Source organism: Mitsuaria sp. GD03876, from assembly GCF_029840635.1.
In the GTDB taxonomy this organism is placed as follows: Bacteria; Pseudomonadota; Gammaproteobacteria; order Burkholderiales; family Burkholderiaceae_C; genus Roseateles.
Genome location: NZ_JAOCCU010000024.1, coordinates 16,045 through 38,875, shown reverse-complemented (window position 1 = coordinate 38,875; position 22,831 = coordinate 16,045). Strand labels below are relative to the sequence as shown.

Below are 22,831 nucleotides of genomic sequence, written 5' to 3'. Positions count from 1 at the left end.
CCCCACCGCCCTCGCCTTGCCGCCGATGTCCGCCATTCCGACTGAAAAGCTAGAACCTCCGCGCGTCGGCGCCACGCTGCAGGCGCTGCGGCAAGCGCAGGGCCTGTCGCTGGACGAGTTGTCGCGGCGGGCGGGCGTGTCCAAGTCGATGCTCTCGCAGATCGAGCGCAACCAGGCCAATCCCACGGTGGCCGTGGTGTGGCGGCTTGCCAATGCGCTGCGGGTGGAGTTGTCGGAGCTGCTCGGCGGCGAGCGCCCGGCCGCCCCGCCGATCGAGATCGTCGCCTCGCACGCGACGCCGGGCCTGTCGAGCCCGGACGGCCTGTGCCGGCTGCGCATCCTCGGGCCGATCGACCTGGCCGGCAACTTCGAGTGGTACGAGCTGACGGTGCAGCCGGGCGGCGCGCTGGAATCGGCCGCGCACGAGCCGGGGTCGCGGGAGCACCTGAGCGTGCTGGGCGGCGAGCTCGAGGTCACCGCCGGCGGCAGCCGGCAGCTGGTGAAGACGGGCGAGACCGCGCGCTACGCGGTCGACGGCGCGCACGCGATCCGCAACCTGTCGAAGAAGGCGGCCACCGCGCTGCTGGTGGTGCTGCACGCCTGACCTCCGCCGCGCTCCGCCGGGATCGGCCGGACCGCATCGCGACCACACCTCCTGTTACTTGACCCTCGCGGTCACATGCCGACAATCGCGCGATTCGCGGAGGCGAGGGAGCGTTCCCAGCATCAGAGGCAGTACATCCATGCAGCAGCGCTCGTTTTCAGAGAAGCACCCCCACATTCCCACCCCGACCCAACCGGCCACCGTCGACACCGAGACCCAGGCGAAGCAGCTCCAGCTGCTCGACGGTTCGGCGCGCCTGCGCGTGGCCGAGCAGCGTGCCCGCGAGCACCGCGCCTCACCGCTGATCGACAAGGCCGCCCTGCCCCTGGGCGCGACGCCCAAGTACGGCATGAAGCCGACCGGCCACACGCGGCCCAAGCCGGCGTACCGGCGCGCGATCTATTCCGTGGTGGCGCTAGCGGCGGTGATCGGCGGCGCGGCCTTCACGTTCCTGCGATAGCCAGCGGCGCCTCGCGCCCGATCAGGACGCCCAGCGTCGTCTGCTCCCAGCCGGCCTTCTCCCACAGCGCCGACAGGCCGTCCTGGCGCTCGGCCAGCAACGCGCGGATCAGCGGCTCCGCCATCGTCGACGACGGGTCGCACAGCAGCACCAGCCGCTGCGCGCCGTCCTCCTCCAGGCGGCCGACCCAGTCCAGCTTCTGCAGCTGCTGGATCACCGGTTCGAGCTGCAGCGGATCGACCCGCATCCGCTGCGACATCAGGATCATCGACAGCCCCGACTCGCCGCCCACGCGCGCCGCGTCCAGCTCCCGGACGACATCCAGCGCCAGCGCCATCGGCATGCCGGGCGCGTTGCGGCGCACCGCCACGCCGCCGGCCAGCGCCGGCGCGTTGGCCGCCAAGATCGCGCCGAGCAGCACGATCGACCAGCCGACATAGATCCAGATCAGGAAGATCGGCACCGCCGCGAACGCGCCGTAGAGCGTCGAATACGTCGGCACCAGCTTCAGGTACCAGGCCAGCGCCTGCTTGGCGCCGTGGAAGGCCACCGCGACGAAGGCCGCGCCGGTCAGCGCGTGGCGCCAGCGCACGTCGGTGTTGGGCACGTAATGGAACAGCGCCGCGATCGCACCCCACAGCACCAGCAGGTCCACCGAGTTCAGCAACACCACCAGCCCGCGCGGCATGTTGTCGACCAGGTCGCGGCTGGCCGTGATCAGCACGCTGGTAACGGTCAGGCTGCCGCCCAGCAGCAGCGGGCCCAGCGTCAGCGCGGCCCAGTACACCAGCACGCGCTGCGCGATCGGGCGCGGCCGCTGCACGCGCCAGATCTGGTTGAGCGTGCGGTCGATGGTCAGCATCAGCGACAGCGCGGTCACCGCCAGCACGATCAGGCCGACCACGCCGAGCCGGTTCGCCTTGGCCGCGAACTGCGTCAGCGACATCAGCACCGGGCGCGCGATGTTGTCGGGGATCAGCGACTTCAGGAAGTACTTCTCCAGCGCCGACTGGAAGCTGGAGAACATCGGGAACGCGGTGAACAGCGCCAGCGCCACGGTCAGCAGCGGCACCAGCGAGATCAACGTCGTGAAGGTCAGGCTGCCGGCGGTCAGGCCCAGGCGCTCCTCCCGGAAACGCTGCACGAACAGGCGCAGCGTGCGCGCGTACGGCCACTTCAACAGCTCCCGCCCGAGCTCCCGCACTCCCTCTTTCCAGCTCTGCGTCTGGGCCTCTTCTCGCTTGATCATGCTGGCTATGATGCCAGCCATGTCAACCCTCGCCGCCGCTCCCGAGATGCCGTCCCCGCGCACCGAGCCCACCCCGCGCGAGCGCGGCAGCCGCCACCTGGCCTTCCTCGCGACGCTGGCGCTGGCGCTGGTCTGCCTGGCCTGGGAACTGTGGCTCGCGCCGACCGGCCGCGGCACGCTGGCGATCAAGGCGCTGCCGCTGCTGATGCCGCTGGCGGGCCTGTGGCGCTACCGCATGTACACCTACCGCTGGGTCAGCCTGATGATCTGGCTCTATGTCACCGAGGGCCTGGTGCGCGGCACCTCCGAACGTGGCATCGGCATGGCGCTGGCCTGGGTCGAGGTGGTGCTGTCGGTGACGATCTTCATCGCCTGCGCCGCGCAGATCCGGCTGCGGCTGGCCCAGGCCCGGCAGGCCGGCGACACACCGAAGGACGCCTGAATGAGCGCCGCCCTGATCGACGCGCTGCGCGCCCAGTTGGGCGAGGCCCAGGTGCTGCTGCCCGCCGCGCAGGACCTGTCCGCCTATGAGCGCGACTGGCGCAAGCGCTACGCCGGCCGCGCGCTCGCGGTCGTGCGGCCGGCCGACACGGCGCAGGTCGCCGCGGTCGTCGCGCTGGCCCGCGAGCACCGCGTGCCGCTGGTGCCGCAAGGCGGCAACACCGGGCTGGTCGGCGGCGGCGTGCCGGACGGCTCGGGCACGCAGCTGCTGCTGAGCCTGCAGCGGCTGAACCGGATCCGCCAGATCGACCCGTCCAACCTGACGATGACGGCCGAGGCCGGCTGCGTGCTGCAGAACGTCCAGCAGGCCGCGCGCGACGCGGGGCTGCTGTTCCCGCTGAGCCTGGCCGCCGAAGGCAGCTGCACGATCGGCGGCAACCTCGCGACCAATGCCGGCGGCACGCAGGTGCTGCGCTACGGCAACGCGCGCGAGCTGTGCCTGGGCCTGGAGGTCGTGACCGCCGACGGCACCGTCTGGGACGGCCTGTCCGGGCTGCGCAAGGACAACACCGGCTACGACCTGCGCGACCTGTTCATCGGCTCCGAAGGCACGCTGGGCGTGATCACCGCCGCGACGCTGAAGCTGCATCCGCTGCCGCGCGCGCGGATGACGGCGCTGGCGGCCTGCGACACGCTGCGCGACGCGGTGACGCTGCTCGGGCTGGCGCAGTCGCGTTGCGGCGCGGCGCTGACCGGCTTTGAGGTGATGAACGCGCTGTCGCTGGCGCTGGTCGCCAAGCACTTCCCGCAACTGGCGCAGCCGCTGGGCCCGCGGCCATGGACGGTGCTGCTGGAACTCTCGGACAGCGAGGGCGAGGAACACGCCCGCACCCAGTTCGAGTCGCTGCTCGAGGACGCGCTGGAGCGCGGCGCGATCGACGACGCGGCGGTGGCGGAAAGCCTGTCGCAAAGCCAGGCGATGTGGCACCTGCGCGAGTCCATCCCGCTGGCGCAGAGCGAGGAAGGCCTGAACATCAAGCACGACATCGCGCTGCCGGTGTCGCGGATCCCGGACTTCGTCGAGCGCTGCGACGCGCTGCTCGCCGAGCGCTTCCCGGGCGCGCGGCTGGTGGACTTCGGCCACCTGGGCGACGGCAACCTGCACTACAACCTGCAGGCGCCCGAGGGCGTGGCCGCCGCCGACTTCCTGCGCGAGCACGAGGCGGCGGTCAACGAGATCGTCTACGACCAGGTGACGGCCCATGGCGGGTCGATCTCGGCCGAGCACGGCATCGGCCAACTCAAGCGCGACGAGCTCGCGCAGCGCAAGAGCCCGGTGGCGATGCAGCTGATGCGCCAGATCAAGCAGGCGCTGGATCCGCGCGGACTGCTGAACCCGGGACGCGTGGTCTGAGCCCGCCCCGGGGCAACCCGGGGTCGTTCGTTTAGAGAGGCAAGTCACCGCGGCTTGCAGGTCGCGCCGGGATGGCGAAGGCACAATCCGCCGGCTTCCGCGCCCGAGCGCGCCGCCCGCCTTCCCTGCCTCGTCGATGTCCTTCCCGCGCCCGGTTCGCTTTCCCTTTCCATCGCCGTTCGCGCCCGCCGCGCTGGCGATCGCATTGATCGCCGCCTGGGCGCCGTGGCCCGCGCACGCCCAGTCCTCGACGCCGTCCGAGCAGCCGCTCGCGCACCTGCAGCACACGACCTGGACGCTGAAGGACGGCATGCCCGGCCCGGTCATGGCCATCGCGCAGACCACCGACGGCTACCTGTGGCTGGGCACGGGCGCCGGGCTGTATCGCTTCGATGGCCTGCGCTTCGAGCGCTTCGACACGATCGCCGGCCAGGCCTTGCCCAGCCGGCAGGTGCTGTCGCTCTTCGCCACCAAGGACAACGGCTTGTGGGTCGGGCTGCTCGACGGCGGCACGGCGTTCGTCCGCCAGGGCCGCGTGCTTCATGTCGATCCGCCGACCGGGCACTTCGTGACCTCCACCCGCGCCTTCGCCGCGGAACGGGATGGCACGCTGTGGACCGCCACCGGCCGCGCCCTGCTCAGGCACCAGGGCGAGGGCTGGGTCGCGATCGGTCCTGAATCCGGCTACGACGACGGCAGTGGCCACGCGCCGCCGACGCTCAAGGTCGACGTCGACGGCCGCGACAACGTCTGGGTCGTCACCGACCGCACCGTGTTCGTGAAGGCCGCCGGCAGCGCGCGCTTCGTCGCCACCGAGGTGCCGGCGCTGGGCCTCACCCAGCTCGTCATCGGCGCCGACGGCAACGCCTGGGCCAACGACATGTCGGGCGCGGTGCGCGGCCTCATGCGGCTGCCGCCGCCCTTGTCCGCATCGCTCGCATCGCTCGCATCGCCCGCATCGCCCGCATCGCCCGCATCGCCCGCATCGCCCGCGTCGTCGGCGTCGTCGGCATCGGCATCGGCATCGGCATCGGCATCGGCATCGTCGTCGGCATCGGCATCGGCATCGGCATCGGCATCGTCGTCGGCATCGGCGGCACCGGGAGCGCCGGCCATGGCCGCGCCCTACCCCGTGCCGAGGAGCTTCTTCATGCCCGCGTTCGACCGCCGCGGCCTGCTCTGGTACGGCGCGAAGGACGGGCTCAACCGCCTCGACGTCTCCGGCACGCCCGAGGCGGCCGGGGCGACCCACCAGTTCCTGGGCACCGACAAGGGCCTGTCGGGCGAGCTGGTGATGCGCGTCTTCCAGGACCGTGACGGCGCGATCTGGGTCGGCACCAACGGCGGACTCGACCGCTTCCGAGGCGCCGCGGTCGACCGCATCGACCTGCCCAACCGCAGCGCCAGCATCGCGATGGCCACCGACGACGCCGGCGCCCTCTGGGTCGCGTCCGGCGACACGGTGCGGCGCCTGGCACCCAGTGGCGCCACGCTCGAGGAGGTCCCCACCGATCCAGGCATGGAGACCTTCACCGCCATCCACGTCGATCGCCACGGGCGGCTCTGGGTCGGCGGGCGCAAGGGCTTGTGGCGCCAGGACGGCGACCGCTTCGTCCAGTTGCCCACGCCGGACGGCCTGCCCTGGCTCGCGGCGGTCTTCGAGATCACCGAGGCCGCCGACGGCTCGATCTGGTTCAACGGCCATCGCTACGGCCTGATGCGCTACGCCGACGGCAAGGTGACGCGGCTGTCCGGCCGCGACGGCTTCCCCTACAAGGGCCCCGACGCGATCGCCGCGGACGCGCGCGGCCGGATCTGGATCGGTTACGGCGACGGCACGCTGCTGCGCCGCGAGGGCGACAAGACGATCGCGCTCACCCCGGCCGACGGGCTGAAGATCGGCGGGATCAAGGTGATCGCGCGCCAGGGAACGCGGCTCTGGATCGGCGGCGACCGCGGTGTCCAGTTGGTCTCGGAGCCGGGGATGCCCGTGCTGCGCCTGGCCGATCCCGACGCGCTGGACGGCGTGTCGGGCATCGTCGAGACGCCCGAGGGCGAGTTGTGGATGAACGGCGCGAACGGCATCACGCGGCTCACCGCGGACGAGGTCCGGCGCGCGCTCGAGGTCGCGCCCGACACAGGACGCGCCGCCACGCCGAATACGTCGGGGATGCCGGACGCGCCACGCGCGCCGGCCGCCGCCCGTCCCGCGGGTCGGCGCTTCGACCTGACCGACGGCCTCAGCGGCCGCGCCGAGCAGTCCTGGCCCTTGCGGACCGCGGCGCGCACGCCGGACGGACGGCTGTGGTTCTCGCTCAGCAACGGGCTCGTGCGCATCGATCCCACGCGCTTGCCCAAGGGCGACGTCGCGCCGCCACCGGTCGACGCGCAGCGCCTGCTGATCCACGGCGAGCCGGTGCCGATGCCCGAGGGCGGCCTGCCGCGCCTGGCGCCCGGCACGCGCGACCTGGAGATCGCCTACACCGCGATCAGCCTCGCGCAGCCCGAGCGCACCCGCTTCCGCTACCGGCTGGTCGGCCAGGACGCCGACTGGCAGGAGGCCGGCACGCGGCGCCGCGCGTTCTACACCAACCTCGGCCCGGGCGCCTACGAGTTCCGCGTCGAGGCCTCGCAGGACGGCGGTCCGTGGAGCGCCGAGCCCGCCACGATGCGCTTCGAGATCGCGCCGACGCTGACGCAGAACGCGTGGTTCCGCGCGGCGGCGGTGCTCGCCGGGATCGCCGTGCTCGGCGTCCTGGCCGCGCTGCGCGGCCGCCAGCGCCGCGCGCATGAGCAGGACCGCCTCGCCGCCCGCGTGCAGGAACGCGAGCGCATCGCGCGCGACCTGCACGACACGCTGCTGCAGGGCGTCTACGGCCTGATCCTGCGCTTCGAGGCGATCGCGCGACGCCTGCCGGGCACCGAGCGCGCCGCGATGGAGCGCGTGCTGCTCGACGCCGACGCCCTGCTGATCGAGGGCCGCGACCGCGTCACCGACCTGCGCCTGCCGCCGCCCGATCTCAACCGGCTGGAGCAGACGCTGGAGGCGCTCGGCCGCGAACTGTCGCACACGCACGGCGCGGCCTTCGCGCTGCGCGTCGACGGCGCGCCGCGGCCGCTGGCGCCGTCGCTGTCGGCGTCGTTGTGCCTGATCGCGCGCGAGGCGATCTTCAACGCGTTCCAGCATGCGCGGGCCAACCGCATCGAGGTGACGGTGCGCTACGGCGAGGACGCGTTCTCGCTGACCGTCCAGGACGACGGCGTCGGCGTGCCGGCCGAGGTGCAGGCCCGCGGCGGCCGCCCCGGCCACTGGGGCCTGTCCGGCATGCGCGAGCGCGCCGAACTGGCCGGCGCCACCTACCGCCTGGCCTCCGAGCCGGACGCGGGCACGCGGGTCGAGCTGTGCGTGCCCGCCACGCGCGCCTACGACACGAGCGACGGCGGCGGCAACCCGGCGCGCGGCGGCGCCTGGTGGAACCGCCGACGCGCCGGCTGATCAGTCGTCGCTGCCTTGCGGCGCGAAGGACTGGGCCGGTGCCGGCTTGAAGCGCCGGTACACCCACTCCAGGATCCAGAACACGAACAGCAGCCAGCTCAGGTAGGCCAGCGCGACCACGATGGTCTGCAGGATGCTCAGCGCCCAGGCGCCGCCCGCGGTGAAGCGCTGCGCGCGGCGCGGGAAGTTGGCCTTGAGCCGCTCGAAGAAGAGCTCGATGCTGTCGTAGAAGCACGGGATCATGAGCAGCGTCAGGAAGGTCGAGGTGATCGTCCCGCCGATGATGGCCACGGCCATCGGGCGGTAGAACTCGCCGCCCTCGCCCACGCCGATCGCCACCGGCAGCATGCCCGCCACCAGCGCGAAGGTCGTCATCAGGATCGGCCGGAAGCGCTTGCGGCCCGCGTGCATCAGCGCCTCCTCGCGCGGCACGCCGGCGTTCTCCTCCTGGCGCGCGGCGTCCAGCAGCAGGATGGCGTTCTTCGCCACCAGGCCGGCCAGCATGATGATGCCGATGAAGCTCATCAGGTTCAGCGTGCCCTTGGTGATCAGCAGCGCCACCACCACGCCGATCAGCGCCAGCGGCAGCGAGTACATCACCCCGATCGGCGCGGCGAAGCTGCCGAACTGCATCACCAGGATCAGGTACATCAGCGCGATGCCCGAGAACAGCGCGATGAACATCGCGCCGAAGACCTCTTCCTGGTCCTTGGACGCGCCGGCCAGCTCGATGCCGTAGCCCTGCGGGAAGTTGATCGACTTGGCCAGCTTCACCGCGTCCTTGGTCACCTCGCCCGGCGAGCGGCCGTGCGCGTTGGCCGACACCGCGATCATCCGCTTGCCGTCCGAGTGCTGGATCTTGGCCGGGCCCTTGCCCATCGACACCTTGGCGATCTGCTCCAGCGGCACCATCACGCCGGCGCCCGACACGGCGATCGGCAGCCGCTCGATGTTGCTGGCGTCGACGCGGTCGGCCGGCGCCAGGCGCACCGCCACGTCGCGGGTCTCGCCGCTGGGGTCGACCCAGTCGCCCACCTCCACGCCGGCGAAGGCCACGCGCAGCGCGCTGGCGGCGTCGCCCACCGAGATGCCCAGCGAATTGGCCAGCCCGCGGTTGAGCTCGATCTGCAGCTCGTCCTGCGGGTCCTGCTCCGACAGGCCGACGTCCACCGCGCCCGGCACGTTGCGCAGCTTGGCCATGTACTCGGTGGTGATCTCCATCAGCTTGCGCGACTCGGTGCCGTGGAAGCGGATCTGCACCGGCTTCTGCGCGCCGTTGTTCAGGTCGTCCAGCACCACGTACTCCGCGCCCACCAGCCGCGACACGCGGCTGCGCAGGTCGGCGGCGATCTCGGGGGCGCCGCGCTTGCGCTCGGTGCTCTTGCCCAGGTCGACGTAGATGCGGCCGCCGCTGACGTTCACGTACTCGTTGGTGGCCTTGGTCTCGGGCAGCTGGCGCGCCAGCGCCGAGCCCGCGGCCATCTTCAGCCGCGCGTACTCCAGGCTGGAGCTCGCGGGCGTGCGCACCTCGATGGCGATCGTCCCGGAGTCCGACGCCGGCAGGAAGCTCGAGCCGCCCCAGGTCGACTGCAGGAACAGCGCCAGCACCAGGCTCGCCGAGGCGAAGAAGGCCATCCAGCGGCGGTGGTGCAGCGCCCACTCGATGACGTAGCCGTAGCGGTCGGCCTGGTGGTCGAACCATTCATTGAAGCGCTGCAGCAGCTTGGAGATGCCGGTCTTGGGCGCCTCGTGATGCCCCGGGGGATCGCCCCAGTAGGCCGACAGCATCGGGTCCAGCGTGAACGAGATGAACAGCGACACCAGCACCGAGGCCACCACGGTCAGCCCGAACGGGCGGAACCATTCGCCGGACACGCCCGGCATGAAGGCCACCGGGATGAACACGGCCACGATCGAGAAGGTCGTGGCCGCGACGGCCATGCCGATCTCGGCCGTGCCCTTGAGCGCGGCGGTGCGGCGATCGGCGCCGCGCTCCATGTGGCGCACGATGTTCTCGCGCACCACGATCGCGTCGTCGATCAGCACGCCGATGGCCAGCGACAGGCCCAGCAGGCTCATGAAGTTCAGCGTGAAGCCGCACAGCCACACCGCGATGAAGGCGGCGATGACCGAGGTCGGCAGCGACAGCGCGGTGATCAGCGTCGAGCGCCACGAGTTCAGGAACACGTAGACCACGAAGATGGTCAGGCCCGCGCCGAAGACCAGCGCGTGGATCACGTTGTTCAGGCTGTCCTGCGCGTCGCGGCCGCCGTCCTGCGTGACCTCCAGCTTCGTGCCCTTGGGCAGCGTCGCGTTGATCTCCTCGACCAGCTTGCGGGTCGCGTCCGCGACCGAGACGGTGGAGGCGTCGCGCGAGCGCGTGACCGACAGGCCCACGTTGGGATGGCCGTTGCGCACCGAGAAACCGGTCTGCTCGGCGAAGCCGTCCTGCACCGTGGCGACCTGCCCGAGGCGGATCAGCTCGCCGCCGAAGCGCTTGACGACGATCTGGTTGAAGTCGGACGGCGACTCGATGCGGCCCAGCAGCCGGATCGACTGGTCTTCCATCAGCCCGCGGACCTTGCCCACCGGCGCGGTGGTGTTCTGCATCTTCAGCGCGTTGACGACCTCGGTCACCGACACGTTGAACTCACGCAGCTTCTGCGCGCTCAGCAGCACCGACAGCTCGCGGTTGAGCGAGCCGTTGACCGTCACCGTGGCCACGCCGGAGATCGCCCGGAAGCGGTCGGCGAGCTGGTCCTCCGCCAGGCGCGAGATCTCGGCATGCGTCTGCTCGCTGGACGACAGCGCCAGCTGCATGATCGGCTGCGCCGACGGGTCGATGCGCTGCAGCACCGGCTCGCGCATCTCCAGCGGCAGCTTGTGCCGCACCGCCGCGATCGCGTTGCGGACCTCGTCCGCCGCCTCGATCATGTTCTTGTTGAAGTTGAAGATCAGCAGCAGCTGCGCGTAACCCTCGCTCGCGGTGGAGCGCACCTCGGTCACGCCCGAGATGCTGTTGAGCGACTTCTCGATGCGGTTGATGATCTCGCGCTCGGCCGTCTCTGGCGACGCGCCGGGATAGGTGATGCCGACCACGAGCAAGGGCTGCTCGACGTCGGGGATCTGGTTGACCCGCAGCTTGGACAGCGCGAGCAGCCCCAGCGCCATCAGCCCGATGATGATCACCACCATCGAGATCGGCTTCTTGACCGAGAAATTGGACAGGAACATCGGAGGTCTCCTCTGACTCGGTCCGGATTCAGATGCCCGAGGCGGCCGAGGCGGCCACGCCCGGGACCAGGCCCGGCGCGACGCCCGGCACCGCCGGCGACGCGCCCGTCTTGGCGCTGCCGGCGTCGGCCACGGCCGGCACCGCGGCCTTGGTCAGCTCCACGCGCTGGCCGTCGATCAGCGTGCTGGTCGGGTGGCGCAGGATGCGGTCGCCATTCTTGAGGCCGTCGGCGACGACGTACAGCCCCTGCCGGTCGTCGCGGGCGCCGAGCTTCACGGCGGACTTGCCGACCTTGCCCGCGTCCACGCGCCAGACATAGGCCCGGTCGCCCTCGCGCACCAGCGCGCCGTCCGCCACCATCAGCGCCGAGACGCTGTTGGTCTGCACCCGGCCCTCGGCATACAAGCCGGCCACGCCGGGCTGCTGCGCGCCGGCGAAGTCCACCAGCACCTCGACCTGGCGGGTGCTCGCGTTGGCCGCCTGGGCGATGCGGCGCACCTTGCCCTGGAAGTCGACCTGCGGATAGCCGTTGACGCGGAAGTAGACCGTCTGGCCCAGCTTGAGCTCGGACATGCGGTCGGCGGACACCAGGCCCTCGAAGCGCATCGACGCCGGATCCATCACCTTGATCAGTTCCTTGCCCAGCTGCGCCGAGTCGCCCGGCGAGACCTTGCGGTCGCTAACCACGCCGTCGAACGGCGCGCGCACCTCGGTGCGCTGCTGCTGCTGGCGCGCGGTGGCCACGCGGGCCCGGGCGGCGACCAGGTCGCTCTGCGCGTTGTTGCGGCGGATCTCGGCATCCTCCATCGCCTGGATGGAGCTCATGCCCTGCGCCTGCAGCGTCTTCAGGCGCTGGTACTGGCGCTCGGCCTGCTCGAAGCTCTGCGAGGCGGCGCGCGCGGACTCGTCGGCGGACTGGACGGTGTCGCGGATGGCGGTGTCGTCCAGGCGGACCAGCAGGTCGCCGCGCTTCACGCGCTCGCCGTTTTCCTTGTGGACCGCCAGCACGATGGCCTGCAGCTCGGCCCGCAGGTCGGCGCGGCGTTCAGGCTGGATGGAGCCAGTGATCACCGGGCCGCTGGCGTATTCGCTGACCCCCAGCGTCTGCACGTCCTCGGGGGCCACCAGCAGGCTGGGCGCGCTGGCCGCGGCAGCGGCGGGGGTGGCCTTCTTGTCGGGAGAGGGTTTGCCGCAACCGGCAAGCAAGGACATGGCGACAAGGGCAAGCAGCGACAAACGCAACATGAAGCGGGCTCCGGAGAACGTGGCGGGTGGCGTAAAGATGTGTTTTTCGTGCGCAGGGCGCAAAAAGGCGCGCTAGCTTAACTTCAATACCACTGGGGGTAGCTGGTCATATCTGCGGCTCATCCCAGTCAATCTGCGCTTCGTCGCGCCGGCCGTTCCGGCACCGAACCAATTCCCTTCGCCCCGCCACCCGGCGCGGCCGCTCCGCGCGTTTCCCGTCGTCCCGGCACCCGATCTGTTCGCTTCGCGTCAACAGTGGACGGGGAATTGCGCACACCCCTTCGATTCCTGCAAGCCGCGCCCCCTTCGAGTACGGGGTACGACTAGTTATATTGCTGATTGTTAAGAAATAGACTCCGAACGTTTTTTAGCCTTTTTGCCGTTTCGACGTCATGCGCGCACTTTCCATCGTTCACGTGGTGTTCTCTTCCCGTATCGCCGGCGGCGAGCATCACTGCGTCGACCTGGCCAACGCCCAGGCCGCGCTGGGTCACACGGTCCACGTGATCGGCCCCTCGGGCTCCGCAGTCCGTCATGCGCTGGACCCGCGCGTGCGGTACCACGGCCTGCGGCTGCCGGTGCTGCGCGGGGCGCGGGTGAAGCGGCTGGCGGCCCGGCTCGGCGCGGACATCGTCCACGGCCACCTCGGCCCGGCCTGCAAGGCGGTGGCCGCCGCCAAGCAGAGCGCGCGGGTGGGGACCCTCCATGTGGGCTATAAGGCCCACCATCACGCGCGAATGGACGCGCTGGTGTGCGTCAATTCGGCGCAGGTCGGTCACCTGAAGGAATACGGCGGCATGCATCGCGTCATCTACAACTGGGCCCCGGAGCGCAACCCCGGCGCCTGCGCCGCGAAGGCGGCCTCGGGCTCGCTGCGCCTGGAACTCGGGCTGCCGGCCTCGGCGCTGGTCATCGGCTGCGTCGGCCGGCTGCACGCGGCCAAGGGCATGCACACGCTGATCGAGGCCTTCCGCCGCCATGCCCCGGCCGAGGCGCACCTGGTGCTGATCGGCGAAGGCCCGCAGCGCGCCGAACTCGAGGCGCTGCGCCAGGACGATCCGCGCATCCACCTGCTGGGTTTCCGCTGGAACGTCGACGAGCTGCTGGCCGAGATGGACCTGTACGTGTCCTCGTCGCGCGAGGAGCAGTTCCCGCTGGCGATCCTGGAGGCGATGCGCGCGCGGCTGCCGATCGTGGCGACCGCCACGCTGGGCGCGCGCGAGATGCTGGACCCGGCGCGATCGGCGATCGTGCCGGTCGACGACGCGCCGGCGATGGGCGTGGCGATCGCCGAGGCGCTCGAGCAGCGCCTGCGCGGCGGCCGCCGCCCGGTGGACTACGACATGGACCGCTACGACCGTTCCACGGCGGTGCGGGCCACGCTGGGGCTGTACCAGGACGTGCTGTCGCGGCAAGGCGTCGCGGTGCACGACATGGCGGACCTGCGCGTGGAAGACGCGCGTGGTTAAGCGGCCGAAGTCGGACTTCTGGACCGTCGGCGTCGTCCCCGAGCGCCTGGACCGGCTGAACCCCGAGCGGCTGCGCGAACTGCGCGACCGCATCGTCTGGATGCCGCCGGCGGGCGACTGGCGCTACTACGCCGATCCGTTCGCGCTGCGCGAGGGCGACGAGCTGCATGTGTTCGTCGAGAACTTCGATTACCGGACCAAGCGCGCCGACCTGCAACGCCTGACCCTGAGCCTGCGCGACGGCGCGTGGAGCGCGCCGCGGCCGGTGCTGCAACTGCCGGTGCATCTGTCCTACCCGTTCGTGTTCGAGCACGACGGCCAGGTGTGGATGGTCCCCGAGTCCAGCCAGGCCGAGGAAGTCGCGCTGTACCGCGCGGTGGACGGCGCCGAGCGCTGGGAGCGATGGGAACGGGTCTGCGCGCTGCTGCCGGGCGTGCGCGCGGTGGATGCCTCGCTGCTGCGCCACGACGGGCTGTGGTGGATGTTCTACGCGGTCATCGGGCCGGACAAGCGCGACCAGCGCGAGCTGCACGTCGCCTTCGCCGAGTCGCTGCAGGGACCGTGGACGCCGCACCGGGCCAATCCGGTGCGTTCGGCGCAGGACGGCGCCCGGCCCGCCGGCACGCCGTTCATCGGCGCCTACGGCCTGGTGACGCTGCCGGTGCAGGACAGCCGCAACGGCTACGGCGGCGCGACGCGCTGGGTGCGCTTCGACCGGCTGTCGCCGGAGGCGGTCGAGGTCCGGGCGCTGCCCGAGACCTTCACCGGCGACCTCGCGCATGGCGAGTTCACCAGCGGCCTGCACACGATGTCGGCCTGCGGCGAGCTGACGCTGATCGACGTCAAGCGGATCGACCGCTCGCGCCATCGCCAGTGGCTGGACTGGAAGCGCCGCGTGCGGCGCTGGCTCGGCCGGCGCTGACGCGCCTGGCGGGCGCTCAGCCCGCGTTCGCGGCCCTGGGCCCGAACATGATGATCGCCATCCCGACGGCGCACACCGCCACGCCGAGCCAGTCGGTCGGCGTCGGCGTGATCTTGTCGACCAGCCACAGCCACAGGATCGCCACGCCGATGTAGACGCCGCCGTACGCGGCGTAGACGCGGCCGGCGGCGGTCGGATGCAGCGACAGCAGCCACGCGAACAGGGCGAGGCTCGCGGCCGCCGGCACCAGCAGCCAGATGGACTTCCCCTGCTTCAGCCAGAGGTAAGGCAGGTAGCAGCCGACGATCTCGGCGAGCGCGGTGACGATGAACAGGGCGAGCGTCTTGAGGAGGTCCATGGGGCGCGATTGTCGTCAAGCGCGGATCGGCTCCGGGAGGACCCGGCGTTCCGCTCAGCGCGCGGAGGCGAAGCGAACGCGCCAGCTGCGCGATGTCGGCACGATGTCGGCGTCGTAGCCGCCAGCGATCAGCACGCCACCGCCGGGTAACGCCGTCGCCGTGCTGAAGGCATAACCCGCCGCGACGCCGCCGCGCAGCTGGACGAAGCGGTCGGTGCCGGGGCGCCACAACTCCACGTCGTCCGCATCGCCAGCGACGATCACCTCGCCGCTGTCGAGCACGGCGGCGGCGCTCGCAATCTTGTAGCGAGGATTCAGCAGTGCGGGGCCGGGCGTGAACGCCCCCGACGCCGGGTCGTAAATCTCCGTCGTCGCGAGGCGGTGGCGGTCGTTGCAGTCGGAGGAACCGGCCAGCACCATCACTCGCCCATCCTTCAGCAGGAGCGCCGCCAGCTTGCATCTCGGCTGGGTCAACGCGCCCGTCGGCGTGAAGCGTCCGGCCGCCGGATCGAACAGCTCCGCCGACGCGGTCGACGTACTGCGGGCGACCAGCCCGCCGACGATCAGCACCCGCCCGTCGTTCAGCCGCACCGCGGCATGGTGAGCGCGCGGCGTGTGCATGGCGCCGGTGACGCGTGTCCTGTCCGAAGCCGGGTCGTATCGCTCCACCACATCCGTCGGCCGGTTGGTGGCGGTCGCGCCGCCAGCCAGGAGGACCTCGCCGCCGCGCAGCGCTGTGGCGGTGAAGTCCATGCGCGGCGTCGACAGCGGCGCCGCCGGCACGAAGCGACGCGCGGCCCTGTCATAGCGTTCGATCGAGGTCATCGTCGACGTGCCGTTCCAGCCGCCGGCCACGATCGCGCCGCCATCGACGATGGGCGCGGACGCATGGGACACCCTGGCGTCCCGCATTCCGGCGATCGGCGCGAAACGGCCCGAGACCGGATCGAAGAGTTCGGCCGAAGCCTGGATCGCTTCGCAGCTCGAGCGTGCGCAGCCACCGGTGATCAACACCTGGCCGCCCAACGGCGTCGCCTGATGCCCCGCTCGCGCCGATCGCATCGCGACACCCTCCTCGACCACGAGATCCGGTGTACCCAGGGTCGCCGCGGCGATCGCCATGGCCGGCAATGCCAGCGCTACAAGCAGGATCCTCATCGCGTGCCTCCGTCCCGATCCACATCGATGGCCGGAGATTGTGCTCAACGATGAGCTGAACCTCCAGTGGGGGCGCCTGCGATCGGAGTCGCTTCCGGCGGGCGGTCCATCGACGGCGCGATCTCCTCCAGCGGCTTGCACTCCGCGTCCACGCCGAAACGCAGCGCGAGCAGCCCGGCCACGATCACGAGGAACGCGCCGATCCCATATCCGATCGCGACGTTGGCGCGCAGACCGCTCTCCACGAGCCAGCCGAAGAACAGCGGCGCGGCGAAGCCGCCGGCGCCGGTGCCGACCGCATAGAAGATCGCGATCGCCATCGCCCGCATCTCGAGCGGAAAGATCTCGCTGACCGTCAGGTAGGCGGAGCTCGCCGCCGCCGAGGCGAAGAAGAACACCACCGACCAGCACAGCGCCTGCGAGCGCGCGTCCAGCACGTCCGAGACGAACGCGACGCCGGTGGCCGCGAGTCCCACGCCCGCCAGCGAATAGGTCAGCGCGATCATCCGCCGCCGGCCGACGCGGTCGAACAGCGGGCCCAGCAGCAACGGCCCCAGCACGTTGCCCAGCGCGAACGGGAAGATGTAGAGCGCCACGCGGTGGTCGGCGACGCCGTAGAAGCGCGTCAGCACCAGCGCGTAGCTGAAGAAGATCGCGTTGTAGAAGAAGGCCTGCGCCAGCATCAGCGACAGCGCGACGCCGCTGCGCGCGCGGTAGCGGCGCAGCAGCACGTGCAGCACCTCGCGCATCTCGGGCACGCCGCGGCGGTGCTCGCGCTGCGGGGTCGGCTCGAGCGGCGGCAGCGGGCCGTGCTGGGCGGCGACCTCCGCCTCGATCTCGGCCACGATCCGGTGCGCTTCCTCGGCCCGGCCATGGCGAAGCAGCCATCGCGGACTTTCCGGCACATGGCGCCGCACCAGCACCATGCCGACCGCGAGCAGCGCGCCCATCGCGAAACCGACGCGCCAGCCCTGCACCGGACCGAGCACGTCCGGATGCAGCAACAGCAGGCTGGAGGCCGCCCCGAGCGCCGCGCCGATCCAGAAGCTGCCGTTGATGGCCAGGTTCACGCGGCCGCGCACGCGCGCGGGGACCAGCTCGTCGATCGCGGAGTTGATCGCGGCGTATTCGCCGCCGATGCCCAGCCCGGTGACGAAGCGGCACAGCGCGAAGAAGGTGAAATCGGTCGAGAACGCGGTGGCGAGCGTGGCGACGGCGTAGACGGCCAGCGTGGCGAGGAACAAGCGCTTGCGGCCGAGCCGGTCGGACAGCCGCCCGAACACCAGCGCGCCGACGATCGCGCCGGCCAGGTACAGCGAGCCGGACCAGCCGACCTGCACGGCGGTCAGCGCGAGGGTGTCAGGTCGTTCCAGCACCGCGCCGACGGAGCCGACGAGGGTGACCTCCAGCCCGTCGAGCACCCAGGCCACGCCCAGGGCGAGCACCACGCGCCAATGCCAGCGCGACCACGGCAGGCGATCCAGCCTGCGAGCGATATCCAGAGAAGCCGTCATCGACGGCGAAGGCGGCAATCGGCGTTCCGCCCGGCCTTACCCGATCACCAATCACCGTTCACCGTTCACCGTTCACCGTTCACCGATCACCGATCACCGATTGCCGATTGCCGATCACGCCATCGGCGGCCGATCGCCCTGCCTCGGCGCCTCACTCCGGATCGATGAACTTCCACGTCTCCGCGCCGTCGAAGCGACGCACGCGCACTTGGTCGAGCAGCGCGCGCGGGAACATGTTCAGGTTGACGCCGTGCCGGTCGCCCGCCTTCGGCGTCATCGGCTCCCAGTGCGTCGCGCAGCCGCAGTGCCGGCAGCGCATCGTGCGCAGGCATCGGTCGCCCCACACGTACTCGGTCAGCGCGCCGCCGTCGTCCTCGATGCGGACCGTGCCCCACTCGAAGTAGCCCCACTTGCCGCCGATCCGGTGGCACAGCGAGCAATTGCAGGCGGTCGCCTTCTCCGGTCGCTCAGGCAGCGTCAGCCGCACGGCACCGCAGTGGCAGGACCCCTGCAGCAGCGGGTCGGCGCCGGGGGTCGCATCGCCTTCGTTCACGTCAGCGTTCATCGTTGGGCTCCTGGTCGGCCGGGTCTCTGATCGGGCATCTGGATCGTGACGCACCCGCCCGGCTCAACGCCAGGCGGCGGCCGCCTCGTCCCACACCTCGGGGCTGCGCGCCACGAGCAGGCCCGGCTGCCGGTCGCCCGCGCGGTACGGCGTGCCGTCGAAACGCGCCGCGACGCCGCCCGCCTCGGTGATGAACAGCGTGCCCGGCGCGTGGTCCCAGGCCAGCTTGCGCCAGTACACGGTGGCGTCGAAGGCGCCTTCGACGAGCGCCGGATACTCCGCGCCGGCGCAGTTCAGCCCCGGCAGCAATTCCACGCCGGACCAGGTCGCGATGCGCGCCTGGTGGTCCTGCGGCAGGAAACGCGTCTTGACGACCGCTCGCTTCAAGCCCGGGCCGGCGGCCGCGCGCAGCCGCTGGCCTTCGCGCCAGGCGCCCTGCCCGCGCCGCGCGTGATGCAGCACGCCGGCGATCGGATCCAGCATCCAGGCGGCGACGGCCACGCCGTCCTCGAGCAGCGCCACCATCGACGACAGCGGCTCGCGCCCCGAGATGAAGTTGAAGGTGCCGTCCAGCGGATCCACCAGCCAGACCGCGCCTTCGTCGAGCTGGTCGAGCAGCTCCGGCGTCTCGGCGCATTGCTCCTCGCCGACGACGCGCGATCCGGGCACCAGCGCCTGCAGTTCCGGCGTCAGGAAGGCCTCGACGTCGCGGTCGACCGTCGTGACCCATTCGCCGGGCGCCTTCTCCATCACCTCGTCGTCCGCCAGGTGGCGGAAACGCGGCGCGATCCAGGTCGTGGCGGCATGCCGCAACAAGGCGGCGACGGGGTCAGGCGTTGTCGAGCTCATGCGGACATGCTACCCGCCGCGCCATGCCCCTGATGGCACCCGGTGCGCGGGACAACCGCTCCCACGCACCACGCGACGCTCGGGCAGCCGGCCGACAGCGGCGACAGCGGCGACAGCGGCGACAGCGGCGACAGCGGCGACAGCGGCGAGCCTTGGGCCGTTGGCCGCTGGCCGTGGGCAGCGGGCCGCGATGCGCCTCCCGCCTGGTGGATCACCGCGCCCGCGCCCCGCCCGCCTTCACGGCATCTTCACGCCGCCTGCCTCGCCGTCACTGCGTCTTGGCCGCCGCCACCAGCCGGTCCATCGCCTGCGCCGGCGTGATCGCGTCGCTGTTCCAGAACTGGCTGACCACGTCCTTCATCGCACCCTCGGCGGCGGCCTTGACCGCCATGCCGTGCGCGATCGACGGCAGCAGCGTGTTGGCCTTGCCCGCTTCCGCGAAGTCCGCCGCCGACGCCTTGGCGCAGTCGTCGTACTTGGCCAGGTTCACGCCCTTGCGCACCGGGATCGAGCCCTTCTCCAGGTTGAACGACTCCTGCACCGCCGGCGACATGATCGCCACGGCCATGTCGCGCTGCGCCTGCTGGTTGGCCTCGCCCTTGACCTTGAACATCGCGAACGAGTCGACGTTGAAGGTGTAGCCCTTGGCCGTGCCCGGCGCCGGCACGCACAGGAAGTCCTTGCCCGCGACCTTGCCGGCCGCCAGGAACTCGCCCTTGGCCCAGTCGCCCATGATCTGCATCGCCGCTTCGCCCTTCATGACCATCGCGGTGGCCAGGTTCCAGTCGCGGCCCGGCGCGTTGCGGTCGGTGTAGGCCTTCAGCCGGCGGAAGGTCGCCAGCGACTTCTCCATCGTCGGGCTCTTCAGGCTCGCCGGGTCCAGCTGCACCAGCGCCTTGCGGTAGAACTCCGGCCCGCCGGTGCCCAGCACCACCGTCTCGAAGGTGGTGAAGTCCTGCCAGGACTGGCCGCCGTGCGCCAGCGGCGTCACGCCGGCCTTCTTCAGCGCGTCGGCCGCGACGAAGAACTCGTCCCAGGTCGTCGGCGGCTTGACGCCCGCCTTCTTCATCACCGCCGGGTTGATCCACAGCCAGTTCACCCGGTGCACGTTCACCGGCACCGCGATGTAGTGGCCCTGGTACTTCACGATGTTGCTGATCACCGGCAGCAGCAGCTCGTCCCAGTGCTCGGCCTTGGCCACGTCGTCGATGTTGGCCAGCATGCCCTCGGCCGCCCAGTCCTGCAGCAGCGGGCCCTTGATCTGCGCCGCGGTCGGGGCGTTGCCCGAGATCGCCCGCGACTTCAGCACCGTCATCGCCGCGTCGCCCGCGCCGCCGGCCACCGCGAAGTCCTTCCAGCGATGGCCCTTGGCCTGCAGCGCGTCCTTCAGGCCGGAAATGGCCTTGGCCTCGCCGCCGCTGGTCCACCAGTGCAGCACCTCCAGGTCGCCGGCCCGCGCCGGTCCGGCGGCCGCGCCCAGCGTCGCGAGCGCCGCGGCCGCGATCAGCGCGCGGCGGTTCCAGGTCATCGTCTTCATGCGTCTGTCTCCTGTTGTGGCCACGGGATCGTGGCGTTGGGGTCCTGGCGTCGGCTCGCGCCGCGCCGGGTTTCTGAAAAGGATCGGCGCCCGCTCAGGGACCTTCGCCGGCGGTGGCCGGCCGCGCGTCGTCGGTCGCCTGCAGTTGATCGAACAGGCGCCGCGCGGTCGCCGCGTCGGGCGGCGTCGCGCCGCGCTGCAGGCACGCGGCCGATCCCGCCGCCAGCGCCGCGTGCAGGTGGGCCCGCAGCGCGCGGTCCGGATGCCGGTGCAGGCTTTGCAGCAGGCCCGCCATCGCCGCGTCGCCGGCGCCGACGGTGTCGGCGACCTCGACGGCCGGCGCGCGCGCCATGCAGGCGGCCTCGCCGCGCGACAGGTAGGCCACGCCGCCGCCCCGCGTCAGCAGGTGCATCGCCGCTGGATTCAGCGCGCGCAGCCGCGCCATCGCGTCATCCAGCCCGAGCCCGGGGAACAGCCCGCGCAGGTCGTCGTCGGACACCTTGATCACGTCCGCCAGCGCGGCCATGCGGTGCAGCGTCGGCGTGTAGCCCTCGGCCATCAGCGTGCGGTAGTTGGGGTCGTAGCTGATCGAGACGCCCTACCCCTTCAGCCGCTCGGCCAGCGCGACCAGGCGCGTGGCCAGCGGCTCGCGCGCCAGGCTGATGCCGCCGAAGTGCGCCCAGCGCGCCTGGCCGGACCACCCCTCGGGCAGCGCCTCGGGATCGAAGGCCAGGTCCGCGCTGTCGCCGCCGACGAAGAAATAGCGCGGCGGTTCCCCATGCTCGACGATCGCCAGCAGCGGCGCGCGATCGGCGCGCTGCATCAGCCGGGTGTCGAGCCCGACCGCCTCGCTCGCCCGCATCAGCGCGTCGCCGAACAGGTCCCGGCTGACCGCGCCGGCGAAGGCCGCGCGCTCGCCCAGCGAGGCCAGCGCCCGCGCCACGTTCCAGGTCGAGCCGCCGACGCGGCTGACCCACTGGTCGGCGTCGGCCTGCTGCAGCAGGTCGGTCAGCGCCTCGCCCAGGCACAGCAGGTCCGGCGCGTCACGCATGGCGGCTCCCGGTCAGCACGTCCGCCGCGTCGATCGCATCGAGGCCGTCGAGCACGTCCACGATGTCGTCGCAGGCGCCCATCGTGTGGTAATCGACCTTGCCGGCCGGGCTCTTCTCGTCGCTCAGCTTGCGGTTGTGCCCATCCAGGATGCGGTACCAGGCGCCGTGCTGGTGGTCGACGAAATGCGTCCAGCTGTAGGCCCACAGGCGCTGGTACCAGTCCCAATAGGCGCCGTCGCCGGTGCGGTGCGCCAGCCGCGCGGCCGCGGCGGCGCTCTCGGCCTGGACCCAGAAATACTTGTCCGGGTCGCAGACCGTCAGGTCCGGCGCCAGCGAGTAGCACAGCCCGCCATGCTCGCCGTCCCAGCCGCGGCGCACCGCGACGCGGAACAGCTGCGTCGCCGTCGGCACGATCCAGGACAGGTCCTGGTCCAGGTGCCGGCCGCGCGCCTCGAGCTGCAGCAGCAGCTTGGTCCACTCGGTGAAGTGGCCCGGCTGGTAACCCCAGGGGCGGAACAGGTTGGCCGGATCGTCGCGGTTGAACAGCCAGTCCGGCTGCCAGTGCGCGTCGTAGTGTTCCCAGATCAGCCCGCCGCAGCGCTGCGCCTGGCGGCGCGTCACGTGGTCGGCGACGCGCGCGGCGCGCGCCAGGTAACGCGCCTCGCCGGTGGCGTCGAAGGCGGCCAACAGCGCCTCGCACGCATGCATGTTGGCGTTCTGCCCGCGGTACGGCGACAGCACGTGCCACTGCGGACTCGCCTCGTCGGCGTACAACCCGGCGGCCTCGTCCCAGAACCGTTCCTCCATCAGCGCGAAGGTCTCGGCGATCCAGGGCCGCGCCTCCGCCACGCCGGCCATCGCCGCATGCGCGTAGGCCAGCAGCACGAAGGCCAGCCCGTAGCAATGGCGCGTCGCGTCGATCACCTCGGCCCGCCCGTCGTGCCAGTCCAGCCGCCAGGCATACCCGCCCAGGATCGGATCGAGGTGGGCCTCGCGCAGGAAACGCACGCCGTGGCGCACGCCGTCCAGGTAGGCCGGGTCGCCGAAGCGGCGATGCGCCATCGCGTAGGTGAAGACGAAACGCGTGCTGCTGACCAGGTGCCGCTCGCGCGCGTCGTAGACGGTGCCGTCGTCCTTGAAGAAGTGGAAGAAGCCGCCGCTCGGGTCGATCGCGCGCGGGTGATAGAAGTCCATCGTGTGCTTCGCGTGGGCGAGCAGGACCTCTCGGGAACGGAAATCGGGCAGGTCGGACATGGTCGATGC

At 71.4% G+C, this 22,831-nt stretch carries 17 protein-coding genes and 1 pseudogene; 7 read left to right on the top strand and 11 right to left on the bottom strand.

What is annotated here, in order from left to right; all coding sequences use genetic code 11:
- Positions 1-25: 25 nt before the first annotated feature.
- The gene (locus N5D62_RS16160) at positions 26-604 is read left to right on the top strand and encodes an XRE family transcriptional regulator (RefSeq protein ID WP_279758877.1); all 579 of its coding nucleotides are present in this window, start codon (positions 26-28) and stop codon (positions 602-604) included.
- A 139-nt stretch (positions 605-743) separates the two neighbouring features.
- Positions 744-1,064, top strand: coding sequence for a hypothetical protein (locus N5D62_RS16155; RefSeq protein WP_279758876.1), 321 nt, complete (start codon positions 744-746; stop codon positions 1,062-1,064).
- Here the strand turns inward: N5D62_RS16155 and N5D62_RS16150 are convergent.
- Entirely contained in the window at positions 1,048-2,313 is a 1,266-nt protein-coding gene (locus N5D62_RS16150; RefSeq protein ID WP_279758875.1) for a YihY family inner membrane protein, read from the bottom strand. The genes N5D62_RS16155 and N5D62_RS16150 overlap by 17 nt on opposite strands.
- A 19-nt stretch (positions 2,314-2,332) precedes the next feature.
- Between N5D62_RS16150 and N5D62_RS16145 the strand changes: the two genes are divergently transcribed.
- The 3 genes from N5D62_RS16145 to N5D62_RS16135 all read left to right on the top strand — a co-directional run bounded on the left by N5D62_RS16145 (position 2,333) and on the right by N5D62_RS16135 (position 7,664).
- Positions 2,333-2,755 carry a DUF2069 domain-containing protein gene (locus N5D62_RS16145; RefSeq protein ID WP_279758874.1) on the top strand — a complete coding sequence of 141 codons (423 nt, stop codon included), beginning with the start codon at positions 2,333-2,335 and terminating at the stop codon, positions 2,753-2,755.
- The gene (locus N5D62_RS16140; protein ID WP_279758873.1) at positions 2,756-4,168 is read left to right on the top strand and encodes an FAD-binding oxidoreductase; all 1,413 of its coding nucleotides are present in this window, start codon (positions 2,756-2,758) and stop codon (positions 4,166-4,168) included.
- 205 nt (positions 4,169-4,373) lie between these two features.
- Positions 4,374-7,664, top strand: coding sequence for a sensor histidine kinase (locus N5D62_RS16135; RefSeq protein WP_279758872.1), 3,291 nt, complete (start codon positions 4,374-4,376; stop codon positions 7,662-7,664).
- On the opposite strand, the gene N5D62_RS16130 is transcribed toward N5D62_RS16135, so the two are convergent.
- Entirely contained in the window at positions 7,665-10,898 is a 3,234-nt protein-coding gene (locus N5D62_RS16130) for an efflux RND transporter permease subunit (protein ID WP_279758871.1), read from the bottom strand. It abuts the gene before it with no gap.
- Positions 10,899-10,926: 28 nt separating this feature from the next.
- Entirely contained in the window at positions 10,927-12,144 is a 1,218-nt protein-coding gene (locus tag N5D62_RS16125) for an efflux RND transporter periplasmic adaptor subunit (RefSeq protein ID WP_279758870.1), read from the bottom strand.
- A 392-nt stretch (positions 12,145-12,536) separates the two neighbouring features.
- Between N5D62_RS16125 and N5D62_RS16120 the strand changes: the two genes are divergently transcribed.
- Together N5D62_RS16120 and N5D62_RS16115 are read left to right on the top strand one after the other, a co-directional pair.
- A complete protein-coding gene (locus N5D62_RS16120; RefSeq protein ID WP_279758869.1) occupies positions 12,537-13,613 on the top strand; it encodes a glycosyltransferase in 1,077 nt (358 codons plus the stop codon).
- Positions 13,606-14,535 (top strand): hypothetical protein, encoded by a 930-nt coding sequence (locus N5D62_RS16115; protein ID WP_279758868.1) that lies wholly within the window; start codon positions 13,606-13,608, stop codon positions 14,533-14,535. The genes N5D62_RS16120 and N5D62_RS16115 overlap by 8 nt, the downstream gene beginning before the upstream one ends.
- A gap of 16 nt (positions 14,536-14,551) precedes the next feature.
- Here N5D62_RS16115 and N5D62_RS16110 read toward each other — a convergent pair whose 3' ends face one another.
- The 8 genes and pseudogenes from N5D62_RS16110 to N5D62_RS16075 all read right to left on the bottom strand — a co-directional run bounded on the left by N5D62_RS16110 (position 14,552) and on the right by N5D62_RS16075 (position 22,822).
- Complete coding sequence (locus N5D62_RS16110; protein ID WP_279758867.1) at positions 14,552-14,893, bottom strand: YnfA family protein; 342 nt, start codon at positions 14,891-14,893, stop codon at positions 14,552-14,554.
- A gap of 54 nt (positions 14,894-14,947) precedes the next feature.
- Positions 14,948-16,051, bottom strand: a complete 1,104-nt coding sequence (locus tag N5D62_RS16105; RefSeq protein ID WP_279758866.1) for a kelch repeat-containing protein — start codon at positions 16,049-16,051, stop codon at positions 14,948-14,950.
- A gap of 44 nt (positions 16,052-16,095) precedes the next feature.
- Positions 16,096-17,565, bottom strand: coding sequence for an MFS transporter (locus tag N5D62_RS16100; RefSeq protein WP_279758865.1), 1,470 nt, complete (start codon positions 17,563-17,565; stop codon positions 16,096-16,098).
- A 151-nt stretch (positions 17,566-17,716) separates the two neighbouring features.
- Positions 17,717-18,130 carry a hypothetical protein gene (locus tag N5D62_RS16095; protein ID WP_279758864.1) on the bottom strand — a complete coding sequence of 138 codons (414 nt, stop codon included), beginning with the start codon at positions 18,128-18,130 and terminating at the stop codon, positions 17,717-17,719.
- 63 nt (positions 18,131-18,193) lie between these two features.
- Positions 18,194-18,979 carry an inositol monophosphatase gene (locus N5D62_RS16090; RefSeq protein WP_279758863.1) on the bottom strand — a complete coding sequence of 262 codons (786 nt, stop codon included), beginning with the start codon at positions 18,977-18,979 and terminating at the stop codon, positions 18,194-18,196.
- A gap of 268 nt (positions 18,980-19,247) precedes the next feature.
- Entirely contained in the window at positions 19,248-20,516 is a 1,269-nt protein-coding gene (locus N5D62_RS16085) for an ABC transporter substrate-binding protein (RefSeq protein WP_279758862.1), read from the bottom strand.
- A gap of 94 nt (positions 20,517-20,610) precedes the next feature.
- A pseudogene (locus tag N5D62_RS16080) lies at positions 20,611-21,567 on the bottom strand (carbohydrate kinase).
- Positions 21,560-22,822: an AGE family epimerase/isomerase gene (locus N5D62_RS16075; RefSeq protein WP_279758861.1), complete on the bottom strand. Its 1,263-nt coding sequence runs from the start codon at positions 22,820-22,822 to the stop codon at positions 21,560-21,562. Before N5D62_RS16075 ends, N5D62_RS16080 begins: the two are co-directional and overlap by 8 nt.
- Positions 22,823-22,831 lie beyond the last annotated feature (9 nt).